The sequence below is a fragment of the Gaiella sp. genome, assembly GCF_035558935.1.
Lineage (GTDB): Bacteria > Actinomycetota > Thermoleophilia > Gaiellales > Gaiellaceae > Gaiella.
Genome location: NZ_DATMBZ010000061.1, coordinates 22,985 through 37,381, shown reverse-complemented (window position 1 = coordinate 37,381; position 14,397 = coordinate 22,985). Strand labels below are relative to the sequence as shown.

At 72.7% G+C, this 14,397-nt stretch carries 12 protein-coding genes; 3 read left to right on the top strand and 9 right to left on the bottom strand.

Annotated elements, in window-relative coordinates; translation table 11 throughout:
- Both VNM44_RS06110 and VNM44_RS06105 read right to left on the bottom strand, forming a co-directional pair.
- A partial coding sequence (locus VNM44_RS06110; RefSeq protein WP_325623746.1) for an adenylate/guanylate cyclase domain-containing protein occupies positions 1–831 on the bottom strand: 831 nt, incomplete at its 3' end.
- A 71-nt stretch (positions 832–902) separates the two neighbouring features.
- Positions 903–2,285: an FAD-binding oxidoreductase gene (locus VNM44_RS06105; protein WP_325623744.1), complete on the bottom strand. Its 1,383-nt coding sequence runs from the start codon at positions 2,283–2,285 to the stop codon at positions 903–905.
- Between the two features lie 137 nt (positions 2,286–2,422).
- Here VNM44_RS06105 and VNM44_RS06100 point away from each other — a divergent pair, with 137 nt between their 5' ends.
- From VNM44_RS06100 to VNM44_RS06090, 3 genes are read left to right on the top strand one after another with little or no spacing between them, the layout of a single operon-like run.
- On the top strand, positions 2,423–3,850 hold the full coding sequence (locus tag VNM44_RS06100) for an RNB domain-containing ribonuclease (RefSeq protein ID WP_325623742.1): 1,428 nt from the start codon (positions 2,423–2,425) through the stop codon (positions 3,848–3,850).
- 47 nt (positions 3,851–3,897) lie between these two features.
- Complete coding sequence (locus VNM44_RS06095) at positions 3,898–4,374, top strand: hypothetical protein (protein ID WP_325623740.1); 477 nt, start codon at positions 3,898–3,900, stop codon at positions 4,372–4,374.
- The gene (locus VNM44_RS06090; RefSeq protein WP_325623738.1) at positions 4,371–4,823 is read left to right on the top strand and encodes a hypothetical protein; all 453 of its coding nucleotides are present in this window, start codon (positions 4,371–4,373) and stop codon (positions 4,821–4,823) included. Before VNM44_RS06095 ends, VNM44_RS06090 begins: the two co-directional genes overlap by 4 nt.
- A gap of 28 nt (positions 4,824–4,851) precedes the next feature.
- Here VNM44_RS06090 and VNM44_RS06085 read toward each other — a convergent pair whose 3' ends face one another.
- The 7 genes from VNM44_RS06085 to VNM44_RS06055 all read right to left on the bottom strand — a co-directional run bounded on the left by VNM44_RS06085 (position 4,852) and on the right by VNM44_RS06055 (position 14,379).
- Positions 4,852–5,367, bottom strand: coding sequence for an O-acetyl-ADP-ribose deacetylase (locus tag VNM44_RS06085; RefSeq protein WP_325623736.1), 516 nt, complete (start codon positions 5,365–5,367; stop codon positions 4,852–4,854).
- A gap of 27 nt (positions 5,368–5,394) precedes the next feature.
- Complete coding sequence (locus VNM44_RS06080; protein WP_325623734.1) at positions 5,395–6,705, bottom strand: chloride channel protein; 1,311 nt, start codon at positions 6,703–6,705, stop codon at positions 5,395–5,397.
- Between the two features lie 37 nt (positions 6,706–6,742).
- Positions 6,743–7,627: a 3'-5' exonuclease gene (locus VNM44_RS06075; protein WP_325623732.1), complete on the bottom strand. Its 885-nt coding sequence runs from the start codon at positions 7,625–7,627 to the stop codon at positions 6,743–6,745.
- A gap of 85 nt (positions 7,628–7,712) precedes the next feature.
- Positions 7,713–11,027 carry a TM0106 family RecB-like putative nuclease gene (locus tag VNM44_RS06070; protein ID WP_325623730.1) on the bottom strand — a complete coding sequence of 1,105 codons (3,315 nt, stop codon included), beginning with the start codon at positions 11,025–11,027 and terminating at the stop codon, positions 7,713–7,715.
- Between the two features lie 97 nt (positions 11,028–11,124).
- Positions 11,125–11,325 carry a hypothetical protein gene (locus VNM44_RS06065; RefSeq protein WP_325623729.1) on the bottom strand — a complete coding sequence of 67 codons (201 nt, stop codon included), beginning with the start codon at positions 11,323–11,325 and terminating at the stop codon, positions 11,125–11,127.
- Positions 11,326–11,431: 106 nt separating this feature from the next.
- A complete protein-coding gene (locus tag VNM44_RS06060) occupies positions 11,432–12,835 on the bottom strand; it encodes a serine/threonine-protein kinase (protein ID WP_325623727.1) in 1,404 nt (467 codons plus the stop codon).
- Positions 12,836–12,870: 35 nt separating this feature from the next.
- Complete coding sequence (locus tag VNM44_RS06055) at positions 12,871–14,379, bottom strand: virginiamycin B lyase family protein (RefSeq protein ID WP_325623725.1); 1,509 nt, start codon at positions 14,377–14,379, stop codon at positions 12,871–12,873.
- Positions 14,380–14,397 lie beyond the last annotated feature (18 nt).

The window sequence follows — 14,397 nt, the reverse complement described above, 5'->3', positions numbered from 1 at the left end:
GCCGAGCTCGAGCACGAGCCGGCTCTTGCCGATCCCGGGAACGCCGACGAGCGTGACGAGCTGTGTCGTGCGGTCGCGCCGCGACCGTCGGAGGGCGTCGACGAGCAGGTCGACCTCGTCGTCGCGACCGACGAGCTCCGTTCCGACCGAGCCGCCCAGATCCACTCCGAGGCGCCCCCGTGGCTCGACCGCCTCCCACACCGGGACGGGCTGCGACTTGCCCTTCGCCTGCACGGGCTCCGCCTCGCGGTAGACGATCTCGCGCTCGGTGGCGCGGTAGGTCTGCTCGCCGACCACGATCCCGTCGACCGGAGCCGCGGACTGGAGCCGCGCGGCCGTGTTCATGACGTCGCCGGCGACCATCGCCTCGCCCTCGCCGGGAACGGCGTCCAGCGACACGAGCGCCGCTCCGGTGTTCACCGCGATGCGGACATGGAGGTCGCGTCCGGGCTGCTCCTCGTTGAGCGCGGCGACGGCGTCGCGCACCGCGAGCGCTGCCCGCACCGCCCGCTCCGGGTCGTCCTCATGAGCAACCGGCGCTCCGAAGACCGCGACGACCGCGTCGCCGATGAACTTCTCGACCGTGCCGCCGCGGCGTTCGAGCTCGTCGCGCGCGCGCTCGTGGTAGACGCGGAGCAGCGCGCGGACGTCCTCGGGGTCGCTCTCCTCGGCGCGTGCCGTCGAGCCGACGAGGTCGGTGAAGACGACGCTGACGACCTTCCGCTCCTCGCGCCGCGCGGCCGGGCGGACCGCAGCGAGCGCGGCGCCGCACTCGGAGCAGAACTTCGCCGTGTCCGCGTTCGCGGTGCCGCAGGCGGGACAGGCCCCCATTGGTCCGAGTCTATGCGGGGACGCGGCGGGGTGGGCCGGGGGGAGAGCCGGCCCACCCCGTGACGGCCGCGCTACTCGGCGGCCGCGATCGGATGGTTGGCGCGGAAGACGTTGCCGGGGTCGACGGCGGCCTTCACCGCACGCAGGCGCCGGTAGGCGTCCGGCCGGTAGAAGGTCGCCGGGTCGGTCTCCTCTTCGGTGAAGTTGAGGTACTGGCGACCGGTGTCGTACGGCGTCAGCGCGTGGCGAACCATCTCGAGCTGCCTCCGGTTCGCCTGGTAGGTCTCGTCGTCGAAGACCATCCCGAGCGCGAACGTCAGGAACTCGGAGTCGATCGCCGCGAGCGCGCCGTGGCCTTCGCCCGTCCGGCCGATCGCGCCGCCGAGGTGGCGGATCTCGGCGGAGACGAGCGGCGAGTCCGAGCCCGGCCCAGCCGCGCGGACGAAGCGATCGATCGCTACGGCGTCGAGCCCGTCGAGCATCATCCCTTCGCCGGTGTACGGCACCGGGTCGGGCGGGTCCATGTGGAGCTCTGCGATCCCCGCCGGCGGCATGGTCGCGAACGTGTCCATCGCCGGGCCGAGCGCCCGGAGCGGCGCCATCAGCTCGGCGCCGTCTGCCTCCGGCCCGATGTAGAAGCCCTCGACGACCGCGAACTTCCCGCCGCGCAGATGCTCGGGCAGCTCCTCGAGTGGCGGGAACTGGAGGATGCGGCCGACGGACGTCATCTCCTCCGGCACGGTCCGCGTCCAGTCGAGCCACGCATGGAGCACCTCCGAGGAGCGCTCCCACGGGAAGAAGAGGACGCCGGCGTAGACCTCCGGGATGTCGTACAGCTGCACCTCGAGCGCCGTCACGACGCCGAAGTTGCCGCCGCCGCCGCGGAGCGCCCAGAAGAGCTCGGGCTCGTTGTCGTGGTCGACCCGCCGCAGCTTCCCGTCGGCCGTGACGAGCTCGATCGCGAGCACGCTGTTCGTCGAGAGCCCGTGCTTGCGCGCGTACCAGCCGACACCGCCGCCGAGCGAGTAGCCCGCGACGCTGACGTCGGGTGTCGATCCGTGCAGCGCGGCGAGCCCGAGGTCGGACGCCCGCGGCACGACCTCCTCCCACTTCGACCCGGCGCGCACGCGCGCAACACGCCGCTCGGCGTCGATCTCGACGCCGCGGAGCCGGTCGGTGCGGAGCAGGATCAGGTCGTCCATCGCTCCGAGCGGCTCGGCGTTGTGACCGGTGCGCTGCGGCGCGACCTGGAGCCCGTTGGCGCGTGCGTAGCGGACGATCTCCGCGACGTCCCGCTCGTCCTCGGGCACCGCGACCGCGGTCGGCTCCTGCGTGAACGACGTGTTGAAGGCGAGCGTTGCGGCGTCCCAGCCGGGTTGGCCGGGCTCGAGCACCGCGCCGCGGACGCGTCGCCGGAGGCGGTCGAGGGGGCGGGCGGTCTCGATCAGGGTCATGTGGGAGCTCCTCGGGAGGTAGTTGCGATTGCAAGGAGTCCCAGGATGGCGTCCCTGCAGGCTCGCCGCAGTCCGGCTGGCTCTCCTACGTGGGTACGGCGCGCCGCACTTCGAGGCCGGCGACGTACCCTGGGACGGTGCCGAAGCGTCACCTTCGCCTGACCGATGCCGACAACAGGGAGATCGAGGCGGCACTGGCGGAACTGCGGCGGCAGCTCCGTGTGCCTGACGCCTTCCCGAAGGAGGTCCTGGCCGAGGCGGAACGCGCGGCGCGCTCGCACCGCCGTCCCAGAGCCGACGAGACGGACGTTCCATTTGTCACCATCGACCCGCCCACGTCGAAGGACCTCGACCAGGCGATGCATCTCGAGCGCGACGGGAAGGGCTACCGCGTGCGTTACGCGATCGCGGACGTCGCCGGGTTCGTCGAGCCGGACGGCGCGCTCGACGCCGAGGCGCATCTCCGCGGGGAGACGCTCTACGCCCCCGACGGCAACGCACGGCTCTACCCACCGGTTCTCTCGGAGGGCGCCGCCAGCCTCCTTCCCGACGAGGTGCGTCCGGCGCTCGTCTGGACGATGGCGCTCGACGGGACCGGCGAGGGGATCGACGTCCGGGTGCGCCACGCGCTCGTCCGCAGCCGGGCGAAGCTCGACTACGCCGGCGTCCAGCTCTCGCTCGACAACGGGTCGGCCGACGACGTCCTGTTCCTGCTGCGCGAAGTCGGCGTCCTCCGCGAGCAGCGCGAGGCCCGCCGCGGAGGCGTCAGCCTCCAGCTCCCCGAGCAGGAGGTCACCCGCGGCCGCGACGGCTACGTGCTCTCGTACCGGCCGCCGCTGCAGGTCGAGGGGTGGAACGCCCAGATCTCACTGATGACCGGGATGGCCGCCGCCGAGCTGATGCTGACGGCGAAGGTCGGCATCCTGCGGACGGTCCCGGAGGCCGATCCGAAGCGGCTCGCGCGACTCCGGCGCACCGCGGCGGCGCTCGACGTCCCGTGGCCGGACGGCCTCGGCTACCCCGAGTTCGTCCGCAGCCTCGACGCGAACGTGCCGCGGCAGGCGGCGCTCCTCCAGCAGGCCGCCGGCGTGATGCGCGGCTCCGGCTACACGGCCTTCGAGGGGCGCGCTCCGAAGGACCCGGTGCACGCGGCGCTCGCGTCGACGTACGCCCACACCACCGCTCCGCTCCGCCGGCTCGTCGACCGGTACGTCGGCGAGGCCTGCGTCGCGCTGTCGGCCGGCAAGGAGCCCGCGGAGTGGGTACGCGCCGCGCTCCCCGAGTTGCCCGCGGTGATGGAGCAGTCGGCGCAGAAGGCGAGCCAGTACGAGGCGGGAATCGTCTCGACGCTCGAGGCGGCCGTGCTTCAGCACCGGGTCGGGCAGACGTTCGAGGCCGTGGTCGTCGAGGCGGATGACGACGGCGACGGCGGCCTCGTCCAGCTGCGTGAGCCGGCGGTCACCGCGCGCTGCGACGGGCAAGGACTTCCGCTCGGCGAACGGATCCAGGTGCGTCTCGAGCTCGCCGACGTGATGCAGCGGCAGGCGCGCTTCGCGGTCGTATGACGATTGTTGATCCCCGCCGCCCGGCTTAGTAGCCTCCCGGATCACACATGAGCCTGAACGACTGGATCCTCGCCCTGCACCTCCTGTCCGCGTTCGCGCTCATCGGGGCGCTCGTGATCTTCTGGATCATGATCGTCGCCCTCTGGAACACCGACTCGACGACCCGGGTCGCGTCATTGATGACCGTGTCGCGGGTCGGGACCGTGATGATCGCAGCCGGCTCGATCGGCACGATCGTGTTCGGGATCTGGCTCGCGATCTCGCTCGACGCGTTCCAGGTGTGGGACGGCTGGGTGATCGCCGCGATCGTGCTCTGGGCGATCGCCGCCGAGGTCGGCCGCCGCGCCGGGGAGGGCTACGGCGAGGCAGGCCTCGAGGCCGGAAAACTCGCTGAGGCCGGGACGCCGACGAGCCCGCTCGTCGCAGAGACGTTCGGCGCGTCTCGCGCCTTCTGGTTCCACGCCGCGAGCAGCGTCCTCTTCGTCCTGGTCCTGATCGACATGATCTGGAAGCCCGGCGCATGACGAGTCTCCTCGCGGCCCTCCGACCAGACAGCTGGAACTTCCCGCTGTTCGTCCACGTGCTCGGCGCGATGGTGCTGGTCGGCGCCGCGACGGCGGCGGTCGTCACCTCGCTGGGAAGCGTCGCGGACAGCGAGCGCGACCGGATGCGGCGGCTCGCGTTCAGGTCGTTGCTCCTGGTCGGCCTCCCCGCCTACATCGTCATGCGTGTCGGCGCCGAGTGGATGTACTCGAAGGAGTTCGGCGACACCGACGACGACCCGACGTGGATCGGCATCGGCTACATCACGGCGGACCTCGGCGCGCTACTGCTCCTCATCGCCCTGATCACAGCGGGGATCGCGTCGTGGAAGTCGAAGACACGCCTCGGCAAGGCGGCCGGGGTGATCACCGCGCTCGCCCTGATCGGCTGGATCATCGCCGTCTGGGCGATGGGCGCGAAGCCGGACTGACCCGCGGCGTGACTCTCGCGGCCTAGCTTCAGCCGCGCCGCCGCATTTCGCGCTCGGCCACCTGGAAGGCGTCCGCCCCGAAGAGGACGAGCCGAGCCTCGGAGACGCCGGTCTCGGCGCTCCCGAGCGCAGCGAGCGCCTGCGCGACCGCATCCTCGAGCGGCCAGCCGAACGCACCGGCCGAGATGAGCGGGAAGGCGACGGTCTCCGCCCCGAGCTCGTCGGCCACGGCGAGCGACCGGGTGTAGCAGGAGCGCAGCGTCCCCGCCTGGCCGGGCTCGCCCGAGTACACCGGCCCGACCGTGTGGATGACCCACCGCGCTGCCAGCCGGCCCGCGGTCGTGGCGACGGCGTCACCGGCCGGCAGGCCGTCCGGATACCGCGTGTCGCGAAGCTCGCGGCACTCGGCGAGGATCTCGGGCCCGCCGCCGCGGTGGATCGCCCCGTCCACCCCGCCGCCGCCGAGCAGCGAGGAGTTGGCCGCGTTGACGATCGCGTCGACGGCCTGCGCGGTGATGTCTCCTTCGACGAGCTCGATCCGCACCACGGGATGATCGCGCACGCGCGCGGCTCAGTGCTCGGCCGTGCCCGCCAGCTTCGGATCCGGCAGGACGACGACCGTGAGCACACCGACCGCCGCTCCCAGCACGCTGAGCGGGGCGACGTCCACCGCCGCCGACCCGACGAGCACCGACGAGAGCAGCGCCGCGCTGAAGGGCGCGCGCAGGACTGCAGCTACGCCGGCCGCCACCCCGGTCGCCACGGCGGGGGTGACCGCGAGGCCCGGAAGCAGGTCGGCGGCCGCGACGGCAAGCGCGGTTCCGATCGCGATCGCGGGGAACACGGGCCCGCCGCGGAAGCCCGAGCCGAGCGAGAGCGCGTACGCCAGGCTCTTCGCCACGACGAGCAGCAGCAGGACACCGGCGGAGCCCTCGGCGATGAGCATCGGCATCTCGGACTGCCCCGAGAACAGCACGAGGTCGACCGGACGATCCGCGAAGGCGCGGAAGAGAACGGCGAGCAACCCGACGAGGAGCCCTGCGAGAGCGAGCGCCGGCACCGGCCGGACGGCGGCCTGCCGCGCGACGCGGAACCCGGCGCGACGGGCCGCGACGACGACGAACGCCACGACCACCGCGACGAGCCCGCACCAGGCGAGATCCGCGATGCGAACGGTCTCGTAGCCGGGAATCCCGGGGAGCGCGAGGTTCTGCTGGTGCAGCCCCGACCAGCCCGCGACGCCCGTGAAGATGAGCCCGCCGGACCCCGCAGCCACGAAGCCGGGCAGCAGCGCCGCGCCCATCATCTTCGCGGGGAGCATGCCGCTCATGGCCAGCATCTCGAAGAGGAGCAGCGCGGCCACGAGAGGCCCGCCGAAGAGCGCGGCGATCGCGGCAAACGCGCCCGCGAGCACGAGCAGGTGCCCCGCCGTGCCGCCCATTCCGACCATCTGCACGGCGAGTGCGCCCATCGCGAGGCCAATCGCGATCAGCGGAGCCTCCGGGCCGAGGACGAGACCGAGGCCCAGCGTCGCCAGCGCCGCCGGGAGGATGCTCACGAGGTGCACCGGACGAACGTCCCCCATCGCGATTCCCTCGAGCGGCGAGTGCCCGCCGTGTCCCGGGAGACGAACTGCTCCCGCGACGAGCAGGCCAGCCAGCCCCGGCACGAGGATGACGTACCACCAGGCCGGCTCGTCCCAGCCGAACTCGTCCGGCAGGTACTCCCAGACGAAGTGGATCAAGTCGTGGATCGCCGTCTGGAAGAGCACGGCCGCGAATGCGACCGGGACGCCGAGCAGCGCCGCAAGGACGAGCGTCTTGACGTAGGCGCCGCGGTCGAGCTCGGGCGTGGTCGCGGTGGCGTCAGCCGTGGCGTCCATCGCCCGATCCTCTCATCCGGGCCGGTCGCCGAGGCGACTACGCGCTCGCCGCCTGCGCGGCCTCGGTCTCCGCGACAAGCGAGTCGAGCTCGTCGTAGACGTCCTGCACCTGCTCGCGCGTCAGCGCATCGACGTCCTCCGCGCCCGACACCCGCCGGACGAGCGCGAGCACCACGTCGCGGTCGACCGTCCCGTCCAGCGCGACGAGCCCGGCCGCACGCGCGAGCGCGAACACCCTGCGCACCTGCGGCTCGGAGACCGGACGCGTGTCGCCGCGGGAGCGGAGGCGCATGTACGCGCCGTGGTCGAGCGCGACCGTCTCCGGCGCGATCCCCCGGGCGAGCAGGATCCGCAACAGCGCGACCGTCGCGAGCACGTCACCGCGCGCATCGTGCGCGTCGTCGAGCGGGACGCCGTGACGCTCGCAAAGGGACTCCAGCCGGTGGCTCCGCTCGACGGGCTCGAGCAGGCGGAAGGCATCGAGCGTGCAGGCGACGCCGTGCGGCCGGTAGCGGGTCCCGGCGCGCGCGAAGGCATGCTCCAGCAGCGGGAGGTCGAAGCCGGCGTTGTGGGCGACGAAGACGGCGCCCTCGAGGAGCCCGACCAGCTCGCCGGCCACCTCGGCGAAGGAGGGCGCGTCCGCGACCGACGCGTCGTCGATCCCGTGCACGGCGGTCGCCTCGGCCGGGATCGGGCCGGCCGGCCGGACGAGGGTCGCGAAGCGATCGAGCTCGACCCCCTCGGCGTCGAGCCGCACGACCGCGAGCGAGACGATCTCGTCCGACTCGACGTCGGTGCCCGTGGTCTCGAGGTCGACGACCGCATACCCGCGCGGCACCGCGACCTCGTACCGCCGCCGAACCGACCCGGGCAAGCCGCCCTGGCCGGGAACGACGCGCAGCACCCTGTCCGAACGAGCCATAGGACGAGGATGTCGTGAGCGTCGGACGGCGAGCCACGCAGAAATGCCCCGCATGCAGGGAAATCGGTTGTGCTGCCGACAGCGCTTACGAGCTGAGCGAAGCGAGCTCCACGAACCGGCACACGGCGCTGACGAGCCGCATCTGAGCGACCGTCCGGCAGTCGGCATCGAGCAGCCTCGGCGAGCAGACGAGCACCGCGCGACACTGGGCGCGCGACGTCGCGACGTTGAAGCGGTGCCGGTCGAAGGCGAAGCCGATGCCGCGCGGTGCGTCGTCGGGCGACGAGCTCGCCATCGAGACGAGCACCACCGGCGCCTGCTGCCCCTGGAACCTGTCGACGGTGCCGACCGGAACCCCTGCCGGGAGCCGCGAGCGCAGCATGCGCACCTGCGCGTTGTACGGCGCGACGACGAGCACGTCGGTCTCTTCGAGCGGTCGCGTCGTGCCGTCGCGGTCGGTGAACGGCGAGCCGACCAGGTCGCGCACGGCGACGGCGATCGCATCCGCCTCCTCGACCGACGACTGGCTGCGCCCGACGTGGTCGACCGGCAGCCACAGCGGGCCGTTTCCGAGCGCGAGCGAGCGGCGGGACGTCTCCGGCGCATGGTCGAGGCGCCCCTCGTAGTACGCGCTCGAGGTGAAGGCGCACAGCTCGGGTCGCAGCCGCCAGGTCTCCGCGAGGAACAGCCCTCGCTCGGGCGGCACGGTGAGGTCCTCGCCGAGCAGGTGCTGGAGGACCGAGCGCTCCGCGCCCTCGGGATGCGAGCCCTGCGAGACCTGTGGCAGCTGATTCGGGTCTCCGAGCAGGACGAGCGACCGGGCCGAGGTCGCCGCCGCGAGCACGTCCGCGAGCGCCAGCTGCCCGGCCTCGTCGACCATCAGCGCGTCGAGAGGGTGCTCCGCGGTGTGGACGTCGACCGCAGGCCGGGTCAGCGCCCACGCCGTGCCGGCCACGAGCGCGTACTGCGGGTCGGCGCACACGTCGACGTCCTCGGACGTGACGAAGCAGCGACTCTCGAACCGCGAGTCGGAGCCCTCCTCGAGGCTGCCCCGCTTGGCGCCGCTGAACGAGTAGCCCTGGAGGTCGGCCTCGTGCTGGATCGCCCGCAGCATGTTGTGGATCGCCTTGTGGCTCAGCGAGGTGACCCCGACACGCTTCCCCTCGCGCATGAGCGCGATCGCCATGCGCGCTCCCTGCCACGTCTTGCCCGACCCCGGCGGCCCCTGCACGAAGAGGTAGCTCTCGCCCAGGGAGAGCGCGGCCTCGACGGGGTCGACGTCGAGCACCGCGTCCGGCCGCAGCCGCTCGAGGACGGCGGTCGCCGCGGCGTACCGGCCGCGATCCCCGGCCGCGTAGGCGCGGACGAAGCGCACGAGCGCCTCACGCTTGACGGCGTCCCGGACCGGCCCGCCCGGGGTCAGCCCGCGCGGGAGCGGCTCGTCCACGCGTGCGGTGCCGCGAAGAAGCGTCACCGTGCCGGTGTCGTCGTCGACGCGAAGCCGGAAGCGCGCCCGCGTGTCGGGATCGAAACCCTCCCCCGAGAGCTTGTGCTCCTGCGGCGGGAAGCTCATCCGGTAGGCGTGACTCGACCCTGCGACGTCCGGCGGTGCGCCGTCGTGGACGAGCCCGCCGATCGCCGTCCGGTCGCGGATCAGCTCGTCGTCGTCGAGCTGCGGCCAGCGGAACCACGCCCACCACTGCGGCCGTGCCTCGCGCTGGTGGTAGTCGACGAGGTTGCCGAGCAGCCGTCGCGGCGACCCCTCCTCCGCATCCTCGAGCAGCTCGGCCTCGAGCGCGGCCCGTTCGGCGTCGCGCTCGATGGCCTCCTCGCTTCGCGGTCGCTCCTCGGGCGGAAGGCGCCACGGCCTGTCGGGCGGACGGAGCGAGAGCAGCCACTCGTGGAGCGCGACCGTCGAGCGGCAGTCTTCCTCGTTGTAGCGCTCGACATCGGCGAGCAGCCCCTCGTCGCCCGTCTCGAGCCACTCCTCGAAGCGCACGACCGACTCGTCGCCGCCGGAGACGTCCGCGGTGCGCTCGAACCCGTAGAGCTTCTCCACGGCCTTGATCGAGTAGCTCTCGAGCGACGCGCGCAGCGACTGCTTGACGACGCGGTAGAGGTCGACGAGCACCTCGTCGCGCAGGAAGCCGTCGACCTCGTCCTCGCGCGTGCCGTGCTCGCCCATCAGGCGGGTGAGCGCGGTCCGCTCGTAGGCCGCGTAGTGGTAGACGTGCATCCGCGGGCACCGCCTCCGCCGCTCGACGACCCAGTCGACGAACCGTTCGAAGATCTCGCGCTCGCCGTCGCGGTCCTTCCCCCACAGCGCCTCGTAGACGACCTCGCCCGACTCGTCGCGATAGCAGTAGCCGAACAGGTACTCGAGCCCGCGGGACGTTTCGTAGAAAGGATGGCCCTCGAGGTCGAGCCACACGTCGCCCTCGTCGGGCTCCGGCATCAGCCTGAAGCCACGTTCGGGCTCGTCCTCGAGGAGCTCCCAGAGATACGTCCCGGTGCTGCGACCGCGGAGCTGGAGCGCCGCCTGCTGCCTGATCGCCTCGAAGGTCTCGTGCCGCATCCCGTCGGCAGGAGACTGTCCCCGGAGGGGACTGTCCCCCGTGAGCGAGCCGAGCGCCGCCAGGCTCTCGACCCCCTCTGCCATGAGTGCCTCCGCCCACGAGCGCCGCATCCCGGCGACGAGGGTCAGGTGGTCGTCGGCGACCCGCTGCTCCCGACACAGGAGGCGGAAGTCGCAGATGCCGCAGTGGTCGCACGGCCAGCCGTACGTCTCGGGCTCGCTCGCGAGCGCGTCGAGGAACCGCGCGCGGATCCGCCGGTAGTACGCCTCGAGCTCGGCGACCCGGAACGTCTCTCGCTCGCCGCGCCCGTTCTCCACGTGGACGTGCTCGACGGGCGCCCCCTGGATGCGAGCCACCTGCTCGGCGTAGAAGCAGAGCTGGAGGACGTGCGCCGGCTTCGCCGACCGCGCGAGCTTCGTGTCCACGGGCTCGTACGTCCCGCCCGGCAGCCGCTCGAGGAAGTCGGCGAACCCGCGCCAGCGCCCCTCCTCGTCGACGAGGTAGGGCTGGTAGACGACGTCCGCGGCGCCGGCGCGGATCGCCTCCTCGGTCAGCCGCCGCGCCTCGCCGGCCTCGAACGTCTCGTCGTCGTAGGTCGGGATCCGCACGATCGAGCGCCCCTCGGCCACGAGCCGGTCGAGATACGCCTGCTCGTGCTCGTTCCCCTTGCGGAAGATGAGGTCGCGGTGCGGCGAGTCGAGGTGCGGCTGCACGAGCTCGCCGCGGGCGACGCGGAGCGAAAGCGTCGTCAGGTGCGGGCACGCGAGGTGGGCCGAGAGGTCGGAGGGAGAGAGCTGGAGCGTGCCGTCGGGCCCGGGGCGCATGCGCCAATGAATATCGGCCCGGCCGCAGGCGCGTCTTACGCAGGGCGGATGCGTCCGCGCCGCCTCGGAGGCGGCGCGGACGCGTCGTGCGGGATGCCTACAGCGCGATCCGCGTCGCGGTCGCGCTCGGGCAACCCCGCTGCACGAGGCTCACGGCCCAGTGCAGGTCGATCTCGGTGCGAAGTGCGAGCTCTGCGGCGTCCGCGATGTCGTACCCGGCGCGCAGCAGCTCGTCGAAGCGCCAGCGCCGAACGACATCGGTCTCCGACTCGTGGTGCTCGAGCTCTGCCGCCGCCATCGGATCCTCCCCCCAAGCAGGTGCCGATGAGCACGTTCTCTCACCTCGCCGCCGGAGATGCCATCCCTCGTTCGAGGGATCGGCGTCAGGCGGAGAGCGCAGTTCGTCAGTCCTGGCAGCGCTTCTCGACCTGCTTGCGCAGCCTGTCGATCTCCTTCCGCTCGCCCTGAATCTCCTGCGAGCGGTCGAGGAGCTCGACGACGCCGTCGCAGCGCCCGTTCGCGAAGCGGGCCACGGCGAGGTTGTACGACGCGTACGCCTCGGTGATCGACGACGAGCCCTGCAGGTCGGCCACGGCGGACTCGAGCACGGGCAGCGCGCCCCGCGCGTCGCCGGCCTGGAGGAGCCGGAAGCCGCGGTCGTTGAGGCTGCTCCCGCTCTCACCCGACCGGCTCCCGACGGCCCCGGTTCCGCCGGAGGTCACCGTGCGCTCCACGGTTGCTCCCTCCGCTGTCTGCGTCACGACGACAGTCCGCTCCTTGCCCGCGACCGTCTGTGTGAGCACGACGGTTGCGCTCCCCGACTCGCCCCCGAGGCCGTTCAACCCCCACGCAAGCGCGGCCCCCGCGGCGAGCAGCCCCGCGACGCCTGCCAGCAGCACGGCGCCACGCGGCCTCGACGGGTAGCGAGTCGTGTGGTGAACGGTTCTCGCCGCCGGCGCGGCGGCGACGGTCGTCGCCGTGGACGGCCTCGCTGCGAGCGCAGCGCGGAGGTCGCCGACGAACGCCGCACACGTCGGGTGACGCTCCTCGGGCCGCTTGGCGAGGCCGCGCGCGAAGACGGCGTCGACCCGGGTCGGCAGCCGAGGGTCGAGCTCATGGGCGGACGGCGGCTCCTCGTGCGCGTGCGCCGCCGCCTCGGCCGCCGAGCTCTCGCGCTCGTACGGCCGCCTCCCGGTCAGCAGCTCGAACGCGACGCACGCGAGCGCATAGCGGTCGCTCGCAGGCGAGGTCGGCTCGCCCCGCGCCTGCTCGGGCGCCATGTACCCCACGGAGCCGAGCACCGACCCGACCTCGGTGAGGGTGTCCTGATCGGCGGCGCGGGCGATCCCGAAATCGGAGACGCGAATCGTCTCGTCGTCCGCGATGAGCAGGTTGGCGGGCTTCACGTCGCGATGGACGACGCCCCGCGCGTGGGCGCTGTCGAGCGCCTGCGCCGCCTGCTCGAGCCACCGCAGCGCCTCCTCCGAGGGAACCGCGCCACGCTCGAGCCGGTCGCCGACCGTCCCGTGCGTTGCGTACTCCATGACGATGAACGGGAGCCCGTCGCCCGTCTCGCTCACGTCGTAGATCGAGATCACGTGCGGCTCACCGGAGAGATTGGCCGCGGTGCGCGCCTCGCGCAGGAACCGCGCATGGAACTCGTCGTGGCTCGCCCAGCGCTCCGAGAGCACCTTGACGGCCACGGTGCGGCCAAGGGTCGCATCGGTCGCCCGGTAGACCTCCCCCATCCCGCCGGAGGCGATCGGCTCCGGCGTCGCATAGCGGGGCGGAAGCGCAGGTCGGGTCACCGGCATCTGCTCATGGTTCCCGTCCGCGACTCCCGTCAATCACGGCGTACGACGACGAGCCGGTCCGCCCCGGACTCTGCGCCCCACACCTCCCCCGGCCGCCCGAGCAGCTGGCGCACGTCGGCCCCCGCCCGCAGCGGCACCCGCGTGAAGCGCGCGGTCGCGGGCTGGAACCGCCAGATCCCGCTGCGCCCGAAGTCGGTGAGCCACACGACGTCTCTGTCGTCAACGTAGACGGCGTAGATCTGCGCCGGGCCCGGAACCCGCCACTCGCGCCACTTCTTCGTCGAGGGGTCGTAGCGGCCGACCCTGCCGGAGTTCCATTCGCTGACCCAGATCATCCCCCTCGAGTCCGACCAGACCCGCCGCGCTCCCTGGCCCGCCGTGGGCGGGCGGATGACGGTGGCCTTGCCGGTGCGGACATCGATCTCGGCGATGTGGCTCCCCGCGAGCGAGGCGTAGAAGACGCGGCCCTTCGGCGTCGTCGTGATCCCGTACGGCCCCGTTCCGAGCGGGGCGCGGAAGACGCGCATCGCGCCGGTCTTCGTATGCAGCCGCCCGTAGACGCCGCCCTGCCCCGTGAACCAGAGCACGCCGCTCCGGTCGAACGTCGCGGTGTTGAGGTTCACGTAGCCGCTCGAGGACGGGAGCGGGAACGCCCGCACGGCGGAGGTCTCCGGATCGACCCGGACGATCGCGTTCAGCCCTCCGTCGGTGATCCACGGAGCGCCGTCGGGGCCGACGATGACCCCGTGCGGCGCCGACCCCTCCCCGAGCGGGATCTCCGTCGTCTTCCCGGTCCTCGGGTCGAGCCTGCCGAGCTTGCCGGTCGCCTGCGCCGTGTACCACACCGATCCGTCTGGCGCCGGCGCGACGTCGTGCGGGTGCGTGCCGGGCGGCACCGGGTACTCGCGCACTCGGAGGGCGACCGAGGAGGGCCGCCGGAGCGTCCCCCACTCGCGCGGCAAGACGCGGCCGACGACGCGGAACCTGCTGTTCCCGAGCGGCCGGAAGACGATCGCTTCGCCCTCCTCGAGCGTCTGGCCGGTCGACTCCTGGACGACGACGCCGTGCGTGACGAGGACGGTGAGCGTCCGCGGGGCCGGCCGCGTGCCGATCAGCCTGCGCGCATCGCGGATCTGCTTCCGCCACGCCGCGTCGTGCTCGGAGGCGATCGTGTTGAGAAGCGCGGGGTGTACGGTGGCTCGCCCGAACGCGAGCCGAGCCGTCCCGAGCGTGCGGCAGTACGCGCTCGCGTACACCTTCCCGATCGGCAGCGCGAGCCGCCTGACGCCGCGGCCGATCGCACGCGCGTCCGCGCGTCCCTGCGCCGAGAGATTCCGCTGCGTCGAGCAGTCGGAGACGACGACCGGATCCCGGTCGGGCTTCGAGAAGTCGGTCGCGGCGTGGCGGAACACGACGACGAGCCCGCCCGTACGGAGGCTTCGCGTGAGATCAGGCCCCACCGCGGCCGAGGCGCCGGCGACGAGCGTCAGGCCGAGCGCGGCGACGAGAGCGGCAGCCAGCGTACGAGAGGACGGCATCGGGATCCTCCTTCGCAG

What these genes read in the sequence shown, in the direction of transcription:
- VNM44_RS06105 (WP_325623744.1), bottom strand. Translation starts at nt 2,285, where the DNA reads ATGACCCTGATCGAGACCGCCCGCCCCCTCGACCGCCTCCGGCGACGC.
- VNM44_RS06095 (WP_325623740.1), top strand. Translation starts at nt 3,898, where the DNA reads ATGAGCCTGAACGACTGGATCCTCGCCCTGCACCTCCTGTCCGCGTTC.
- VNM44_RS06090 (WP_325623738.1), top strand. Translation starts at nt 4,371, where the DNA reads ATGACGAGTCTCCTCGCGGCCCTCCGACCAGACAGCTGGAACTTCCCG.
- VNM44_RS06080 (WP_325623734.1), bottom strand. Translation starts at nt 6,705, where the DNA reads ATGGACGCCACGGCTGACGCCACCGCGACCACGCCCGAGCTCGACCGC.
- VNM44_RS06075 (WP_325623732.1), bottom strand. Translation starts at nt 7,627, where the DNA reads ATGGCTCGTTCGGACAGGGTGCTGCGCGTCGTTCCCGGCCAGGGCGGC.
- VNM44_RS06070 (WP_325623730.1), bottom strand. Translation starts at nt 11,027, where the DNA reads ATGCGCCCCGGGCCCGACGGCACGCTCCAGCTCTCTCCCTCCGACCTC.
- VNM44_RS06065 (WP_325623729.1), bottom strand. Translation starts at nt 11,325, where the DNA reads ATGGCGGCGGCAGAGCTCGAGCACCACGAGTCGGAGACCGATGTCGTT.
- VNM44_RS06055 (WP_325623725.1), bottom strand. Translation starts at nt 14,379, where the DNA reads ATGCCGTCCTCTCGTACGCTGGCTGCCGCTCTCGTCGCCGCGCTCGGC.